Origin of the sequence: Niallia nealsonii, assembly GCF_002835805.1 — a bacterium.
Taxonomy (GTDB): domain Bacteria; phylum Bacillota; class Bacilli; order Bacillales; family Cytobacillaceae; genus Niallia; species Niallia nealsonii.
This window is the reverse complement of record NZ_PISE01000015.1, coordinates 91,727-108,917: the sequence shown is the minus strand read 5'-3', so window position 1 is coordinate 108,917 and position 17,191 is coordinate 91,727. Positions and strand designations below refer to the sequence as shown.

The window sequence follows — 17,191 nt, the reverse complement described above, 5'->3', positions numbered from 1 at the left end:
TACATCACCTTTCTGATGGGGGAAGATGATAAAGTAAAGGCCCAACAATAGTTGAGCCTAGAATATAGGAAAAGTTATTCCTTACTACTATCTTCTTGTTTACTTTCTTTGTCATAGGAGTTAGCAGCTTCTTTTACAAGGTCTGCTAATATATCAATAATAAGAGAGTAATTTGATTTATTTGATGTAGCTGTAGTATTCATTCAGGATTCCCCCATTTAATTTATTCCAAAGTAATAATATATATTTCTGAATATTATAAAAACAGTTAGGGGCATAGGTGGTAAATAGATTTTAAAATTAGTATTTTATTTGAGAAGCTTACAAGAAATTCCTCAGTAGTTTTTAAAATGCTTTACCACTTAACCCCCCTCTTTAAGGGAAGGTAACAATGTTAGGGTTCGGTTGGTAACCTTCCCTTAATCGAATACCATTAATGTAGATGGTACCTTGAATCTTTTTTGTATCTAAATCAATACCATTCTCTTTCATAACGGGCCTCAATAAATCCCAGAAACGCTGGGAGCTAAGGTTCCACCATCTATCGTAACCGTGACTTCTAGCCCACTCAATGAAGGTTTTGTGGACATCAGGTTGTTTAATAGAGCCGTCTTCGGTTACTTCAATGCAATCATCAAAGAATTCAATAGTCGGATTTTGTCCTAGTTGATATTGACTTAACGCAGCCATAGATACACTTGAAGAAGTAAGTTGATAGTTATTGTTGATTAAACGCTTTAATCCTTCTAAAGCAAACATAAAGATACCATCAAGCTCTTCTAAGAGTTCATGCTCAAGGTTTGTATTTCTTTCATTTCTAGAAAAGCTTACGTTGAAAGGGATTAGGCAGATTCTGCGAAAGTAGGCATAACTAAAATCTTTCGTATCTGGTAGTGTATTAAATAGTAAATAAAGAGTACAAAATAGTTTAGCCGTATATGAATCCTTATGTTTTCTTTCTATTTCAACTGAATCATTGCCTGTGATAGCCTTAAAATTTTGAGTATTAATAGATGTTAATTCATTTTCAGTCGAGAAATTAGCTATCTTATTCGGGAGGTTTTGAAACCCGAATCGCCCACATAAGCTACTTAAAGAGACAGAGGCTATGTTTTCCTTTCCAAATAAATGAGTAATGACATTAATTAAAGTACTCTTTCCGTTTGATCCTGTGCCATAGAAGAAAAAGGCTTCTTGAAGTTTATTCTCTAGGGACATACCAACCCCAATAGCTTCTTGGGTCAGATCAATGCATTCTTGGTCGCCCTCGAATATATCTGATAGGAACTTCATGAATTTTGGACAAGTCGCATTCACATTGTAATTAATAGGAAGACGAATTGTTGAGAAATAATCAGGGTTGTGTTCTTTTAAAGTAAAGGACCTTATATCATACATTCCATTATTGATGTTGATATAGTTATGGTGAGAATTTAGTTCCTCAATATAATTTGTTTCTAGTTTAATAGCTGCAAGATATTCAGTTTGGTATTTCTTTTTCCAAATATTTGGGTCAGCTTCATGTAAGATATCACGAAGTAATTTTCCTAGCTGCTCTTCTCGAATATTCTTCCATACACCTGATTGGTGGTAGATATAATATTCACCTGTTGCATATAGAATTACTAGTCTCATCCTAGTAAGTGCGTACCTTACAAAGATATTAGCATTAAAAACAAACTTACCTTGATCATTCAAACTGAAACCACGAAGTTTAAGATCATACAGTTTTTTACAATGGATAACTTCATTAGCTGGACTATGATCATCAATAGCCTCTGAGCCATTAAATCCAAATCTGACTAGTTGTGAATACCCAGTTGCCCATCCATTGTTTTCGATAAATCCTTCTGTTTCATCAAAAATTCGATTGGCTTTTTCTGTTGAGTAACCTACACATGTATTTGTAAAGCGATGGAAAAGCTGGCGTCCGACTCTACTAAACACTGAAAAATTCGAAGCAATGGCATTCATCAATTCCTCATTATCAAAATTTCCATTCGTAGGCACCCACAAATAGAATTCATTCTTTAACATAAATTGTTCAATTGAATGGTCTACTGGTGAAGGCGTTAGTATGCCCTTAAAAGGGTCTTGCATTAATGATGGTATCATGGCTAATTCATCCTTCCTTTAAAAAAGGGAGAGGGGAAAAAGCTCTCCCTTTTTAACTAGATTAATAGATAATTCAATTAGAACTGACCGTGAGTAAGGTCAGTTTTGTAACGAATGACTTCTTCAACATTATCGAATATATCGCCAGCTTCATTAGTATTGTGGGCAATCTTAACAAAGCACTCTTTACCTACAAGTTCACTTACATCTACTGAATTGCCCAAAGTTTTACCAGTTAATTCTTTATATAACTCACCAAATTTTGACTTTGGATAATTGGATAATATATAACGTTGTTTTAGTTTGTTTATTTCAGTCGTTCCTGACTGGTTTGATTGATGGATATCATACGTTAAAACTAAGCAATGTCTTAAACCATAAGGAGTAGGTACATTCCATTCAACAATCGCATCACTTGAAATTGCATAATAGCGTATTGGATTAAACCTTGCTTTCTTAGGCTCAAATGTTACCACTGTTCCAGATTGTTGTTCAGTTGAGATGATAATTTGATTTTCAATATTATTCATGAAAAATACCTCCATTTGTTAGTTGGTTTTTACTTTTTCCAAAATTCACTAATATCGATATCTACTTCTATAGGAACATCCGTAATAAAATAACTCATTCCTAGTTTCATGGCTTTTATTAGTCGATCCTTTGCCACTAGTACATCTTCTTTAGGGACTTCAACTACGATTTCATCATGAATTGCAGCAATGATCCGCCAATTAGGATCTTTCTTGTCATAAAAGATTGCTAATGCTTCTTTTAATCCTTCAGCAGAAGTACCTTGAATAGGGTAATTTAATCGACGAATATCTCCTTTGGGGATATTCGTCCACACTCTACCTCCCATTGTTTCAATGAGATCGGCTTTAAGAGCAGCATCTTGAAAGGATCTAACCTGTTTATATAAATTGAAATAACCATTTCGATAGAGATTAGCTGTTTCATACGAAACATCAAGTCCAAAAGCTGCATTAATACGCTTTTGGAGACCATAGACTGTCATTCCATATAACAATCCGAAATTTGTTGTTTTTGCTATTTTTCTTTCATCAGAGCTTACAAGAATAATAGGTTTGCCCATTATTTCGGACGCTGTATTTAAATGAAGATCCACACCATTTTGAAAGCTTTCCATCATGACTTTATCCTGAGCCATCTGTGCCATAACTCGCAATTCAATTTGAGAGTAGTCTGCAATGAGTAAAAGATGATCCTTAGACGCTTTTACATAAGTTTTAGCAAGAGAAGGTAGTCCTTGCAGATTGGGTTTAACACATGACATTCTCCCAGTATTGGTTCCAATTACATTCCAGCTACCACGTATCCTTCCTTCAGAGCCCATACGTTCTTTTAGTTTCTCACCAAAGGAAGACAAACGCTTTTGGAGTTTTTTGTACTTTCTAAGTAGAACAATGACTTGATGTTGATCTTCAAGAGAAGCTAGAGCTCCTTCACTTGTACTTTCAACAGTAATTCCTATAGTGCTTAAGGCTTCTTTTACTTGCAATGGTGATTGGAGATTTAAGGTTGGGTGCTCAAAAATCGATCGAATTTCTTCCTCGATAGCATTTTTTTCATTCTTCATTTTTTTGAGCTCCTTTTTCCAACCCGTGTAATCGAAAAGCATCCCATAAAGTTGCATTTCAATAACCGCTGGAAGAGCACTTATTTCTCGTAACATTACTTCTTCTAAAGAGCTTTCTTCAATGATTTGTAAAAGCCTAAAGTAAAGTTTGTATGTTACCTCAGCATCTCTTTTGGCGTATTCTTTATGTTCATTGGTGATCTTTCCATTCCAGTTGTTCTCTGATTGAAGGGACTTATCCAATAGAATACCGAAATGTTTGAGAGATAGAATTTCTAATGAGTTGTCCTTGCTTATACGGTTATTGATAATTTGAGATAAAACTTTTGTATCTGTATAAGTCTGGACATTTATTCCTTTAGCAAGCAGCCAGGTTACATCAAAAAGGGCATTGTGAAATACCTTTAGTACCTCTGGATTCTCCAATAGCTCTTTAATGTCATCAATGGATTCACTGACATAACATCCATTCTGATCGGCCCAAGAAATTAGTCGAATCATACCATCCGTATAGTGACCGTATGTTTCTATATCTACAGCTACAACCGCTTTAGGGAGGGACCTTTTGCTTGAGCAAAAATTTATACACCCGATGTTTCTGCTGCTTTAGATGAACCAATTTATTTCTAAACGAATCAGCATTTAAAGGGTTTAATCTATTTGGATTTTGATAACTAACATTTCCTCCATCAATAATGAATTTGTAACCAGCTTTTTGAAGTTCTCGTAGTTCTTTCATTTTTTTCTTCCTTTCATGTTATGATTTGCCCCTTGCCCCCCCAAAAAAAGGATGATCAAGGGGCAGACCAAATTACTTTTGCAAATTAAGTTTCTTTATTAATTGAGAATTGAAGACTCACCCATTCTTTTTTCCATGAGGATGGAAATGGACAATTGTACAATCCTGGAACTTAATTTAATTCCTCCTTAATAAAGTTGGATTGACTATCCCTTTAATCCCTGTTAATCAATAGTGAATATTAATTATTTATTAATTGACTGAGAGGGGATTAAAAAGCACTGTATATATTGAAATTAATAATTTCTTTTACAATATACCAAATTGGAATTTTGAATATTTTTATGAATAAAGTTAAAATAAAGTCAATAATATTCATTTTTTATTCAATCTAGATGATTTTAAATTGAAATCGGGAGGAGTTGCTTTCGGATATGGGAAATTGCTAAAAAAGTCATTCAATTTAAGGAAGTAGCCTGTCAAGAAGAAATTATAAAAAGATAAAAAATTAAGGGAGCATTTTATGACTAAAAATAAATCAATGAGATTAAATGCTATGAAGAAGATCATTGAGAATAGAAACGTTTTAACACAAGAGGAGTTAAAAGAAGAACTTGAAAATTTGGGGTACTATGTATCACAACCCACTTTATCAAGGGATATAAAAGAGATAGGGGGTATAAGGGAAAAGTATAGTAAAAAATACAGGTTTAATCTAGATGTACAAAATAAAATTAATAAGGGAAAAATAGAGAAAATTATTAATGAAACTAACGTATCTATGAATGTGCCCCTACATGCTATTTGGTTTCGTATTAGTTCAGAGCATGCGGTGATATTTGCAAATTATATAGAAAAATATTTGTCTGATAAGGGGTTTCACGTAATGGCTGTGGTTGGCCTGACCGGTAATATAATGCTTGGATTCGCCAAAGAAGAAGCAAATGAGATAGTAAGAGCACTTAACGAGGTAGGGTTAACAAGAAGGTCAAAATCTAAAAATAAATAAAATCTTGCAAGTCTATGCTTTAGAACCTATCTCTCTAGATGAAGTAATAACAATTACTTTGAGATGGGAGGAAAAGAAAATGGTAATCTATGATTCCGTTATATGGGAGATCAAAAACATTTCCACAGCATCCAATCTGATTGGAATATAGAAGAAACACTTGTCAACTATTTAATTTCAAGATGAACGAAAAAAAACGATTCTTACTAATAGGAGGATCATTTTTTTATGGGATTAATAGGATAGAGATGAAATGGAAGATAAATCACAAAAGTATTTATGGTAAAATATAACTATATTTTTGTTGTAATAAATATAAGAAGTTTAATTCTGAGTAAATAATTAGAAAATACAATATTTAAAATAAATATTATTGAGGGTGAATTTTTTTGGGAACATATCGTGTACCTGATTCTGTTTGGCTAGCAACAGCAATGATGGCTTATGAAGTATTTCATAACTCAATTAATCCATCATCTAATATGATGTATTTTAAGCAAGGTGATATACAGAGGAAAGCTCAAGAACTATGTAAACAGAATGTGGATAATGCAAGGATTTCACAATGGTGTAATGCCGATCATGCTAATAATACATACAATTACCTTCGTACTGGAGAGAGTTCTTCAAGACGTCTATCATTTAGAGGCGAATTTGATGGACATAAAGAGGTTCCAGAATTAAATCCTGAAGATGAAGTACATACCACTCTAGGTCCTAAAACTATTAAAGAAATTAAAGAGTTTATTGCTAACGAATATACCCTTTTGTTTACTAATGATAATGGCCAAATTTCAACAGAGGATATCAAATGTATTTCAATCTTGGATTATCTTGATAAGTATGGAGGACAACCATACGAAAAACCTGAAAAAGCTGATCCATCTATGAAGTCGTACTACTTAGAAACAGGGGATGCGGCTAGATGTGCTCTTGATGAGCTTGAAAAAATGGCTCAATTATGTGAGCGCCAATTTGGGTTGAAAATGGATAGTTCTAGAAAATGGGTAGAAGCAAAAATCAATTCAGAAGTTCGAAAGTATTTGTGGAAGCAACTTAAGTTTGAGAAATATAAAAAATGCCCAACAAGTATTTCTTTATTTGCGGAAATAATAGAAGGAAAGGCACGTTTTAAATTTTCTGTTGAATTAAGTGAAAGGTTAAGTAAAAAAGAGGATTACACAAGACATCACAGGATTTTAAACAAAGACATACTAGAATCTACAGATGAATTATTTTATATATCAAATGGTAATAATCCGGAAGATGGAATGATAGAACTTAATTTTCCAACAAGAGAAGTTAAGAAGCGAGTTGAAGATGGAGTATATAAGAAAATTCAAATTGCGCGGGTTATAACAAGACAAGATATAATTAATAAATTTAAAGATAATAAAGGGATTATAAAAGGTATGCTTACAGCGGTTGAATCCCTATTACCATATTATAAATTAGTGATCAGTGAAGAGGAAGGAATTTTAAATATGTTTAATGATAATAAAAATATTATTTTATATGGTCCTCCTGGTACTGGAAAAACCTACAATACAGTAAACTACGCGGTTGCGATAGTTGAAAATAAAACTTTTAATGAAGTAAAAGATGAGAAATATATTTCCGTTTATAAGAGGTACAAGGAGTATAAAGAGGAAGGTAAAATAGAATTTACTACTTTTCACCAGTCTTATGGGTATGAAGAGTTTATTGAGGGAATAAAACCAAAGCTAGTTGGAGACGAAAGCGCTGAGGAATTGGAATATAAAATTGAACCTGGTATATTCAAGCAGTTTTGTGATAATGCGAAAAATATTAAGATCAAAAATGGTGATATAGAAGTTAGTGCAAATCCTACCTTATGGAAGGTTTCTTTAAAAGGTAGTGGTAGCAATGAAATTAAAGATGATTGTTTTAAAAATAACAGGATACGTATTGGATGGGCAAATAGAGATAAAGAAATAACAGATGAATCTGAATTTAGCACAAAAAAGGAAAAACGAATTTTGTTAGATTTTCATGAAGAAATGAAAATTGGAGATATTGTCCTATCGTTGTATGATCGAGAAAATATTGATGGGATTGGAGTTATTACAGGTGACGCAAAATGGCTTGATGATGGGGGCCATTACCCAAGAAGTAGAGATGTACAATGGCTAGTAACTGGAATTAGAGAGTATATAGTTAAAATAAATCAAGGTACAACGCTGACAAGCTCAACAGTTTATCGACTTAACAAAATTGATAGGGAAGCAATTAATAAAATGATCGAGAAATATTCTATTAATAAAGAGATATTAGTGGAGGAAAATAATAGCAATTATGTATTTGTTATTGACGAGATTAATAGAGGTAATATATCCAAGATTTTTGGAGAGTTGATTACGTTAATTGAAACAACAAAACGACTGGGGAAAGTTGAGGAAACCACCGTAAAGTTACCATATAGTAAAACCCCTTTTGGCGTACCTAGTAACGTATATATAATTGGAACCATGAACTCCGCTGATAGATCCATTGCTTTAATGGATACAGCCCTTAGAAGAAGATTTAGTTTTGTTGAAATGATGCCACATGAAGAAAGTCTTTCTGGCATCAAAATTGGTAACATTGATATAGTTAAGATGCTAAAAACTATTAATTCAAGAATTGAAGTTTTATTTGATAGAGAGCACACCATAGGTCATGCTTATTTTAAACCTATTTCATCTATAAATAATCCAACAATTGATGATCTTGCCAATATCTTTATAAACTCTATCATCCCTTTAATGCAGGAGTATTTTTATGAAGATTATAGTAGAATTCAATATGTTTTAGGTGATAACGCAAAGAAAGATGATCTTAAGTTCATTAAAGATGAGCAAATAAATAAGAAGCTTTTTAAAGGTAATCCAGATATTGAATTACCTGATAGAAAGTACAGTATACAGACAAATGCCTTTTATAATGAGGAAAGTTACATTCAAATTTATGAATAAAGTGTGGGTAGAGAATGAGAAAGTTATTGGAAGTTAAAGAATTTGATTCAATTACTTGCAATACAGACTTTATTAATGATGGACACTATAAGTTTTTAGATGAGGTGTCTTTTTCCTATTTAGAAGAATTAATACTGAATATTAGAACTGAAGAAGAAGCGGATGCTTTAGACTTCTTTACGTTAACTTCAAAGCGTAGTGTAGGTAAAGTTATTCGTGCAAAGAACTATGTGGGAATTGTTCAATTAAAAAATGGTACACAAATCCAAATACTCCCTAAAGTTGATTCTAGTGATTCAGCTGATACAAAACGGATATTTTTACGTATGTTAAAGAGTATGAAGGATTTCCCCAGTAAGATATTTAGCGATACTCACGTAAACATAGATAAAATGAGTATTTATGAGGTCTTTATTAATTTATATATCCAAGAGGTTCGTAACTTAGTCAAGAAGGGAATTAAGTCTAAATACTATTCATTGGAAAATAATAGCCGGTTCTATAAAGGGAAATTAGTTTTAAACGAACATATTAAAAGAAACTTTGTACATAAGGAACAATTTTATGTAAGTTATGATGAATATGGGCTTAATAGACCAGAGAATAGGTTAATTAAGGCTACACTAATAAAACTATTAAAATTATCGTCAAACTATGAGAACATCAGGGAAATTGGAAAGTTATTACCTAACTTTGAAACGATTGAAACATCAAAAAATTATGATAAGGATTTTTCTAAAGTGATCAATGACAGAACCACCAAAGATTATGATATTTTGATATGTTGGTCAAAAGTTTTTCTAAGGAATAAGAGTTTCACTACGTTTTCAGGAAATACATCTGCCCGAGCCTTGCTATTTCCTATGGAAAAGGTGTTTGAAGCTTATGTTGGAAGAAATTTGAAGAGGGCTTTAGTAGGAACGGATTGGAATATTTCATTGCAAGATAAAGGATACTATTTATTTGAAAGACAATTTGCATTAAGACCTGACATTTTAATAGAAAAAGAGAATAGAAGAATTATATTAGACACCAAATGGAAAAGACTTAGAAATGAGCCTAGATACAATTATGGAATATCACAAACTGATATGTATCAGATGTATGCCTATGCTAAAAAATATAATACAAACGAAATTTGGCTCTTATACCCGATAAACGATGAAATGATTAATGCAGAAAGTATAGAGTTCACTAGTGATGATAGTGTTGTTGTTAAAGTATTTTTTGTAGATGTAAGTAATATTAATGAGAGCATAAATGAACTAATAGGTTTTTGGGATTAGAGTGAGGAGCATGATTAATTAATATGGGGGGGGGATAATCATATGAGGAGTAATATTATAACTCTTACGACCAGGGAATTAAATCGAAAGGCTAAAGAAGTGGTAAAAGAGAAGTTCCAAGAATACGGTGTTAATATTATTGAAAAAGATAGAACCTTTTCAGTAAAGACAAAAGAAGGAAAAGAGATAGAAGTCTTAGTAAAGTCTATTAGACGACCAACGGAATATGTATTAATACTAAAGAAGCATATGGATGCAAACCAGAGTAATTATTATATAGCCTTAGTGATCTTCTCAGGAGATAATACACCTGAATTATTTTTAATTCCTGCTATAGCTTTCTTACAACCAAACGATTTATTAAGGGATAGACCTAACTATAAGAATCCTGAATATGGCATGAATGTGTCAAACAAAAATATGCCTTTACTAATTATTTATAAGTTTGAGACTTATATCGGAAAGATAGGATTGGAATAGGATATGAGTATATTAGTTTAGATGACTAGTAATGTTTAATGGGATCGCAATAATTTCAAATAAAAGGGAGTGGATGGTAATAGATATTAGTATTCCGGCAATTACCTCTTGGGGAAAGTTTGAATCACTTTGCTTAGATATATACAAAAGAGAGTGGAATGATGATAATGCTCAAATGAATGGTCGTTCAGGTCAATCACAATGTGGGGTAGACGTATTTGGAAGTACAAATAATATAGGAGTACAGTGTAAAAAAAAGACCTTCTTGCGGATAGTAGACTTACAACAAGTGAAATCGAGGAAGAGGTCGAGAAAGCAAAAAATTTTAAACCTTCTCTTAAAGAATTCATAATTGCCTATACAGGTCCAAGGGATGCTAAACTTCAAGAAAAGGCTAGAGAAATAACCGAAGCACATAAGGAAAAGGGACTATTTTCTGCACATGTAGTATCGTGGAGTGATTTGGAAAAAATGGTATTAGAAAATTATACTGATTTGTTAGAAGTATATTATCCATTAATTTATAGAGCATTTAAAGGTGAGGATATAACAAAAGATGGTGATCTATACATTGTGGAGGAAATCCTTTCAAAAGTAAGTAGAATCGAACTTGTGGAAATTGTAGGAAAAATGACTGGAATTAATAATCCATCTTATATGTATTGCCCCAAAGATAAATTTCCTGTTTTTATTGGATTTAATGACTAGCTTAATGCAAGTAATAGAGTTGAAGGCAACTTTGAGAAATTAGCTACTTTTGATCTACATAAAAAATTTGTCGATGCCTATAAAAATTTATTTAATTACCTCCATGAATATGGAGAAGTAAATGATGGCTATCATGACGAGGATTTTATTCTGGGTTATAATTCAAATCCTAAGTGGTGCGAATACGGAGATCGACAAAATTATAAAGCTAGACTAACTAAAGCTGAAAAATTGGGTAAAGAATTAGAAGGAGCCTATGATGCTTGAAAATTGAAATGGAGAGAGTTAAAAGGGTAGTCTATGAGGGCATCTTTAAGGATGTCCTTTTAAATCTTTAGGTTAAGTGTTCATTATAAATTATTTAATACCAAAATTTTTGAAGGAGCAGAAGTATGGATATAAAATATAAAATTTTTGGTCCGAAGTTACTTGACCGTCTTGAAACCTCATTTGATAACCAATTTGAACGTTATGTTCAATTAATCTTATTAACTGGACTTGGTGGATATAAGGAAGTTTGCCCCGTTTTCACCTTAAAAAGTTACAAAGATACTCGGGCTGAAAAAGATAAAGGCTTAGATGGTTTTATCCGACATGGAGAAAACAAGTATGAATGCTTCTCAATAACTGGACCAAAGCATACAAGCAAATGGGAAAGTAAATTTAATAAAATTAAAAAGGATTATCAAGCTGCTAAGAAATACTGTGAAGATAGAAAATATAAAATGGTAAAGTGGAACATGGTCATTAACTTTTACACGATTGAGGAGCAAGAGAGAGCGATTATTGAACTAGCAGAGAAAGATGGGGTTGACGTTGAGGTTTATAACCCTCGAAGGTTGTTCCAATTATTAAGAACAGAAGAAGATTATTATAAGGTTGCACAAGGTATGGGGGAAGCATTTCCTATTGGTGCATCTATTGAACAACTCGCTCACCATGAATTTGCATTTGTTGCCCTAAAATCATTTATCTTATATGAGAACAACGGGAGCTTCGATGAAAAGCTAAAGTTACTTCATGATATAAGGAAATATATTTATTACCGTACATTCTTCAATTTAACAGAAGATGAAGTGGAATCTGGTAAAGGTGCAAGAAGGCCGGCTTTACTTATTGGAAAGAACACTAAAATTCATACGAAATATCAGGAAACTTATCAGTATATGAAAGATAATCAGGGACAAGGGATAATTTATCCAACAGGTTTGAAACCAAAAGATGCGATTAGAAAAAATGATGAAGGTTATTTGATCCCAATTAAGAATTTGTCAGGTATTCACAGTGTGATAATTTATCTAGAAAAGTTATTACTTGAAAAAGGTAATTATAAAATAGAAAAGGCATTTGAAGCTATTATAAAAGACAGAGATAAAGTTATAAAACAAAGAAAATCAGTTTAGTTTAGTTTAAATCCTATTACTGCAATAGAAAAAATTTTATACAGAGGAGAAATCAATGCTAACAAACGGGGTATTTTCTAATTTAACGATTGAGACAATAAGAAATAAAAAAAATTTTATCTTTGATAAGCATCATTTTGCTCTACCAGTTTGGGCTTTAGGAATCGATACTAATAAAAGACCTATTAATCTAATTAGTTTCGACTATCATACAGACACCGTTGCACCTTTTTAACAAGTATGCTTTTAGGTTAAGTAGTTTCTCAAAGGATGTATTCGAACTAGCGCATGAGATTCAAATGCATCGGTTAAATCAGATTAATTCTTCTGATCTTAATTCACTTCTAAATGCAGTGGAGGTTTTGGAGCATGATGAACATATCACAACAGCTCATAATATCGGTATTATAAATCAATATCATGTAGTAAATAAATCAGATGAAACACCAATGTTTAATGACGAATACTTATATAAAAATCAGTTGTATGATTATGAATTAAATGAAATAGAGCAAATATCATGTTTGGACGATGAGTACATTAATCAAACTGGTTTTAAAAAACCAAGTGGTCCTTTCATTCTAGATTTCGATTTAGATTTTTTCCCTAATAGAGGATCATTTAACCCGATAAATACTTCTATCATAGATGAATTAATAGAGGAGGCAGAAATTATAACTATAACTAGAGAGAAAGAGTGCTTTGATGACCTAAAGCATGAGGATATAGATGTACAGGAAGCAGAAAGGTTATTATTAGAATTAATCACTCGAACTTTATTTAAAGTATAAAAAAATATAAATAATTAGTAATTTCGCCGAAAGTATCGTTACGGTGAACCGTATCATAAGTAAATGAGGTTTTTGAAAATAAAAAGGTGCCTGACCGAATGGCATTTATGCATAGGGGGCAGGTACCTTTCAAATTTATATACAAGTTTTATATTCACTCATAATATTGTTGATAATTGTTTTAACTGGTAGGATTTCTTTGATTTCATGTACTCTTGATCCGGCAAAAACAAGACCATTCTCGCAATCTCCATTCAGGGAGGTTATCAAAGAATCAAGCGTACAAAATCGATAAGAACAATTTTTTAGGCAATCTCGGCACTTTTTAATTTTTACCTTTTTATTATCAGAAATAAGTTCAGTAAACTGGTTCTTAATTGCACGACCCTGGAGACCAACAGTTGTTTTTACCAAACTGGTATCTTCCTGTTGTGCATATACATATTTTTCTTTAAATGATAAAGGTGCGTCACACTCTTCACTAGCAACGAACCTAGTTCCCATCTGTACCCCAGACGCCCCTGCACGTAAAGCTCTCGCAAGATCTTCCCCAGTCATTATTCCTCCAGCAGCAATAACTGGAATCTTAACAGCTTCAACCACTTCAGGCAAAATATCAAACAAAGGTCTTTCCGTACCAAGGTGACCGCCGGCCTCAAAACCTTCTACAACAACTGCTGAAGCACCAAGACGTTCTGACAACCTAGCCAGCTTCGCGGAAGAAACAATCGATATGACGGGTATGCCGGATTCCTTGCCCCAAGCATACATATCTCTTGAAATTCCAGCACCTGATATGATGAAATCTACCTTTTCATCAATGGCTGCTTTCATTTTTTCGGCAAAATCATTCATAGCGAAAAGAACGTTTACTCCAATATATCCGGAATCCTTTATACTGTCCTTCGCCTTCCTTATATTTGATCTCATTTCATCGACTGTAATCCCAGTACCTGATATGATCCCAATTCCCCCAGCATTCGCAACGGCAGAAGCGAGTCCACTTAAAGAAATTCCTACACCCATACCACCTTGCATGATTGGAACCTTTGGCAACATATGATCTATTTTCAATTGTGGAAATTTCAAAAAACAACCCCATTTCATTACGTTTATTAGTGAACTTTAATATCCACTAATTGTAACAATAGGGTTTTTAAATAATAGTGACGTATGTAATGGTTAATCCTAAAAATCAAAAATAAATCTCCTTTTGCCACAGAATGTTCAAATATAATTAAATGAGGTTTTTATCCAATTAAAATCTTAAATTCTTATAATTATTGATTTTAATGAAAAAGCAGTGTTTAGAAAATAGAAAAACCTTATTTAGATACATTACAGTGAATCGTAAAAAGGACACTTGGAAATGTTTGTCATTAAAGCTATTTGAACCAGGAGAGTGTTATTTTCTATTTAAAAAGGTGAGATACCAATGTTATTTTATGTAGATAGCAACTCATTCTCGAAGTTTTTCTAATCCTTTATAAAGGATCTTTGTGAAAAAAAGCGAGAGAATGGAACCCACTAATAAAAGTGCCATATCCCACTGGGCATCCCATATGTCTCCTTGCATGCCTAAAAAATCGTTTGTGGCTTTCCCTTCTTTCCCAATTTTTGTACTTGCCCACTCAATAATCTCGTAGAAAGCCCCGATTGCTAGTGTTATACAAAGAGCAATAAAATTTGTCGTTTTACTTTTCAATAAAACTGTTTTCCTTAATAATATCTCTATTATTACTATGACCATAAGCCCCTTAAGAAAATGACCAAACCGATCATAGTGGTTTCTTTGTAAATCAAAATAATCTTTGATCCATGTAAAGAGAGGAACTTTGGAATAAGAATAATGCCCTCCTATAAACGTTAAAATGACAAGAAGGGTAATAATAACATAGGAAACAGTGGTAAGGCGAAAATGATTGTATCTTGATATCAAGAATATTAAAACTAATACTGAAGGTAAAATTTCCATCAACCAAACAATATAACCTTCCTCAGGTTTAATCAGGGACCAAATAAGAGCAAGCATAACAACAAATAATATAAAAAAATGTATCGAACTACCTTTTTTACGTGACATTCAAATCACTCCAGCAGGAAACAAGATGTATTTAGTATTTGCAAAAAAATTAATAAATATAGAAAGAGGTATGGGGTGCTGGTTCCGTAAAAGGGCAAATTTCCGTCATAGCTAACTTAATCGCTGATTTTACTCCCTCGATGCGTATCGTGTATTTCAAGCAAGTAGGATAAAGGCGAATTTTATTCGTACAGACTCTTTTGGGGTGAAATGGTCATAGTCTGTAAGGACAAATAAACAATCGAAATGATTGTTTGTATCAGGAGAGAAAAGTCGATAAATAAAAAAGGGGCTATTACGCCCTTAAATCGTTTAAAAATGACTAACACAATATAATGATTTTATAGGGAGTAGTTTGGGCTGGAATACTAAATGTAGTAGGACCATATACAGCAAGTAGATTTCGGTTTGCTGGATTCAATGTGAATGGTTGATCGTTTTGTAATAAAATCGGAGTATAACTCGAAATATTCAATTGTAACTGACCATCACTACTCACCAGCTGGCTGTTAAAATAGTCTACCTTTACATTTTGATAAGTGTTATCTTTTACGATAATGAGGGCTTGATATTGTGGTGGGTAAATAAGAATGACAGGTACATTGACATCATAAAAACCAGTTACACGGTCTCCAACTGAAACCATAGCACGGTCTAGAAAATAGGTGGTTGGACTAATAACGAAATTTACTATTGAACCATCTCCTCTTAATAAGGACATTAATTTAAAACAGCCTTTTAATTCCTCATCTGAACCTACTAAATAATCTTGAATCATGGTAACCGTACCAGAAAAAGAACTGAATTTCTTCATTTTTCCCCCTCCATTTTGATGAATCATTAACGAAATTCAAACCTCCGGAAACTTCGAGAGCTGGGAGCGTATAATATTTTAATTAAAATTCTATTGTTCTTCTAAATTTTATGAAGCAAGTGATTAGATATTACTTAAAGAAGGCTTGATATTGGGCCGTTAGAAAATAATGATGATAGTCCTCATGAAAAGGAGTTTATTATGTATAACTATAATTCTAGGACAACTATGAATCAGCCAAGTATTGTTTCGTTTGCTCGTGGTGATGTAACTGGAGATCAAGTACCTGATAATGTCTATTTAACCGGAATAAAGACTCCAGCTAGTCCATTTACTCAAAATATTACCCTGCTCGTTCAAGATGGAAGAACTGGCGAGGTAAAAAGTGTTCCACTTCGTGAAAATGCAGGCTACAATCCTACTATATTCTTGGGGGATTTTACTGGGAATAGAGTAGATGATATTTTAATAAGTATTGCTACAGGTGGCAGTGGTGGAATCATGTACCATACTATTTATTCCTTTGTGGAAAATACAGAACAATTACTATTTGATTTCAATGTATATAATGAGCAATACCAATATGAGGTTACTTATCAAGACAATTATAAAGTGGAAGTTGTCAGCAAGATCAATAATAAAAAGTACATGATAGACATTTCAACAAAAGGTGCTGAGTATTTAAATGAGATATATGATGAAAAAGGTAAACTGAAAAGTCCTATTACTGGTTTTGTAAATCCTCTAAGTGGCTTATATCCTGTAGATTTTGATTCAAATAAAGTGTATGAGCTATTGGCGTATCAAAAAATTGCTGGAAGATACAATGCAGATTCTTTAGGATATGTTTTAAACACTTTAGCATGGTTAGATAATAGGTTTGTTTTGCAAAATCAGTATGTAGCTATTTTCGGATATTAGGATAGCAAGAAATAAATTTCGGATAGGTAGAACTTTCTAAATAAGTAATGATTATACAAAATATATAATCCTCATTTTGATACAACACGGTGAACCGTATCATAAATAGAGGCGGTTTATTATTATTAACATTAATCAGGTTGAACCGTGTGATAAGTAGGTGAGGTTTACCAATAGGATGAACTAATGGCTTGGTATACTTTCCAAGCCATTTTTTAATGCTTTATTCAACGTAAGCAACAAATTCAAAAGTCTCGCTATACTGTAATT

Annotated in this window: 17 protein-coding genes; 9 read left to right on the top strand and 8 right to left on the bottom strand. The window is 32.7% G+C overall.

All coding sequences use genetic code 11. The annotated features are described in order from the left end of the window. Positions 1-74: 74 nt before the first annotated feature. The 5 genes from CWS01_RS23145 to CWS01_RS07750 all read right to left on the bottom strand — a co-directional run bounded on the left by CWS01_RS23145 (position 75) and on the right by CWS01_RS07750 (position 4,451). A complete protein-coding gene (locus CWS01_RS23145; protein WP_268877059.1) occupies positions 75-203 on the bottom strand; it encodes a hypothetical protein in 129 nt (42 codons plus the stop codon). Positions 204-375: 172 nt separating this feature from the next. After that, positions 376-2,115: a DNA primase family protein gene (locus CWS01_RS07765; RefSeq protein ID WP_101176623.1), complete on the bottom strand. Its 1,740-nt coding sequence runs from the start codon at positions 2,113-2,115 to the stop codon at positions 376-378. Between the two features lie 77 nt (positions 2,116-2,192). Continuing rightward, a complete protein-coding gene (locus tag CWS01_RS07760; RefSeq protein ID WP_101176622.1) occupies positions 2,193-2,645 on the bottom strand; it encodes a hypothetical protein in 453 nt (150 codons plus the stop codon). Between the two features lie 29 nt (positions 2,646-2,674). Further along, positions 2,675-4,243: a DNA polymerase gene (locus CWS01_RS07755; RefSeq protein WP_235852004.1), complete on the bottom strand. Its 1,569-nt coding sequence runs from the start codon at positions 4,241-4,243 to the stop codon at positions 2,675-2,677. 19 nt (positions 4,244-4,262) lie between these two features. Then, complete coding sequence (locus CWS01_RS07750; protein WP_101176620.1) at positions 4,263-4,451, bottom strand: hypothetical protein; 189 nt, start codon at positions 4,449-4,451, stop codon at positions 4,263-4,265. A gap of 523 nt (positions 4,452-4,974) precedes the next feature. On the opposite strand from CWS01_RS07750, the gene CWS01_RS07745 reads away from it, so the two are divergent. The 8 genes from CWS01_RS07745 to CWS01_RS07705 all read left to right on the top strand — a co-directional run bounded on the left by CWS01_RS07745 (position 4,975) and on the right by CWS01_RS07705 (position 13,103). Continuing rightward, the gene (locus tag CWS01_RS07745) at positions 4,975-5,460 is read left to right on the top strand and encodes an arginine repressor (protein ID WP_101176619.1); all 486 of its coding nucleotides are present in this window, start codon (positions 4,975-4,977) and stop codon (positions 5,458-5,460) included. 389 nt (positions 5,461-5,849) lie between these two features. Continuing rightward, entirely contained in the window at positions 5,850-8,435 is a 2,586-nt protein-coding gene (locus tag CWS01_RS22920; protein WP_235852003.1) for an AAA family ATPase, read from the top strand. Between the two features lie 14 nt (positions 8,436-8,449). Then, positions 8,450-9,721, top strand: a complete 1,272-nt coding sequence (locus CWS01_RS07735) for an McrC family protein (protein ID WP_101176618.1) — start codon at positions 8,450-8,452, stop codon at positions 9,719-9,721. Positions 9,722-9,763: 42 nt separating this feature from the next. Further along, positions 9,764-10,201, top strand: coding sequence for a hypothetical protein (locus CWS01_RS07730; protein ID WP_101176617.1), 438 nt, complete (start codon positions 9,764-9,766; stop codon positions 10,199-10,201). Positions 10,202-10,663: 462 nt separating this feature from the next. Then, positions 10,664-10,909 carry a hypothetical protein gene (locus CWS01_RS07720; RefSeq protein ID WP_157827598.1) on the top strand — a complete coding sequence of 82 codons (246 nt, stop codon included), beginning with the start codon at positions 10,664-10,666 and terminating at the stop codon, positions 10,907-10,909. Positions 10,910-11,301: 392 nt separating this feature from the next. Next, a complete protein-coding gene (locus CWS01_RS07715) occupies positions 11,302-12,312 on the top strand; it encodes a hypothetical protein (protein WP_101176614.1) in 1,011 nt (336 codons plus the stop codon). A 55-nt stretch (positions 12,313-12,367) separates the two neighbouring features. Next, the gene (locus CWS01_RS07710; protein WP_101176613.1) at positions 12,368-12,547 is read left to right on the top strand and encodes a UPF0489 family protein; all 180 of its coding nucleotides are present in this window, start codon (positions 12,368-12,370) and stop codon (positions 12,545-12,547) included. A 127-nt stretch (positions 12,548-12,674) separates the two neighbouring features. Next, positions 12,675-13,103: a hypothetical protein gene (locus CWS01_RS07705; protein ID WP_157827597.1), complete on the top strand. Its 429-nt coding sequence runs from the start codon at positions 12,675-12,677 to the stop codon at positions 13,101-13,103. Positions 13,104-13,238: 135 nt separating this feature from the next. Here CWS01_RS07705 and CWS01_RS07700 read toward each other — a convergent pair whose 3' ends face one another. From CWS01_RS07700 to CWS01_RS07690, 3 genes are all read right to left on the bottom strand, one after another. Beyond that, positions 13,239-14,210, bottom strand: a complete 972-nt coding sequence (locus CWS01_RS07700; protein ID WP_193603761.1) for an NAD(P)H-dependent flavin oxidoreductase — start codon at positions 14,208-14,210, stop codon at positions 13,239-13,241. A 352-nt stretch (positions 14,211-14,562) separates the two neighbouring features. Then, complete coding sequence (locus CWS01_RS07695; RefSeq protein WP_101176610.1) at positions 14,563-15,186, bottom strand: DUF2238 domain-containing protein; 624 nt, start codon at positions 15,184-15,186, stop codon at positions 14,563-14,565. A gap of 322 nt (positions 15,187-15,508) precedes the next feature. Continuing rightward, complete coding sequence (locus tag CWS01_RS07690; protein WP_101176609.1) at positions 15,509-16,000, bottom strand: hypothetical protein; 492 nt, start codon at positions 15,998-16,000, stop codon at positions 15,509-15,511. 201 nt (positions 16,001-16,201) lie between these two features. Between CWS01_RS07690 and CWS01_RS07685 the strand changes: the two genes are divergently transcribed. Then, the gene (locus tag CWS01_RS07685) at positions 16,202-16,921 is read left to right on the top strand and encodes a spore coat protein (RefSeq protein WP_101176608.1); all 720 of its coding nucleotides are present in this window, start codon (positions 16,202-16,204) and stop codon (positions 16,919-16,921) included. Positions 16,922-17,191 lie beyond the last annotated feature (270 nt).

Bases quoted from the DNA above. Each gene is read 5' to 3' on its own strand.
- CWS01_RS23145 (WP_268877059.1), bottom strand. From the start codon at position 203: ATGAATACTACAGCTACATCAAATAAATCAAATTACTCTCTTATTATT.
- CWS01_RS07765 (WP_101176623.1), bottom strand. From the start codon at position 2,115: ATGATACCATCATTAATGCAAGACCCTTTTAAGGGCATACTAACGCCT.
- CWS01_RS07760 (WP_101176622.1), bottom strand. From the start codon at position 2,645: ATGAATAATATTGAAAATCAAATTATCATCTCAACTGAACAACAATCT.
- CWS01_RS07750 (WP_101176620.1), bottom strand. From the start codon at position 4,451: ATGAAAGAACTACGAGAACTTCAAAAAGCTGGTTACAAATTCATTATT.
- CWS01_RS07745 (WP_101176619.1), top strand. From the start codon at position 4,975: ATGACTAAAAATAAATCAATGAGATTAAATGCTATGAAGAAGATCATT.
- CWS01_RS07735 (WP_101176618.1), top strand. From the start codon at position 8,450: ATGAGAAAGTTATTGGAAGTTAAAGAATTTGATTCAATTACTTGCAAT.
- CWS01_RS07730 (WP_101176617.1), top strand. From the start codon at position 9,764: ATGAGGAGTAATATTATAACTCTTACGACCAGGGAATTAAATCGAAAG.
- CWS01_RS07715 (WP_101176614.1), top strand. From the start codon at position 11,302: ATGGATATAAAATATAAAATTTTTGGTCCGAAGTTACTTGACCGTCTT.
- CWS01_RS07710 (WP_101176613.1), top strand. From the start codon at position 12,368: ATGCTAACAAACGGGGTATTTTCTAATTTAACGATTGAGACAATAAGA.
- CWS01_RS07700 (WP_193603761.1), bottom strand. From the start codon at position 14,210: ATGAAATGGGGTTGTTTTTTGAAATTTCCACAATTGAAAATAGATCAT.
- CWS01_RS07695 (WP_101176610.1), bottom strand. From the start codon at position 15,186: ATGTCACGTAAAAAAGGTAGTTCGATACATTTTTTTATATTATTTGTT.
- CWS01_RS07690 (WP_101176609.1), bottom strand. From the start codon at position 16,000: ATGAAGAAATTCAGTTCTTTTTCTGGTACGGTTACCATGATTCAAGAT.
- CWS01_RS07685 (WP_101176608.1), top strand. From the start codon at position 16,202: ATGTATAACTATAATTCTAGGACAACTATGAATCAGCCAAGTATTGTT.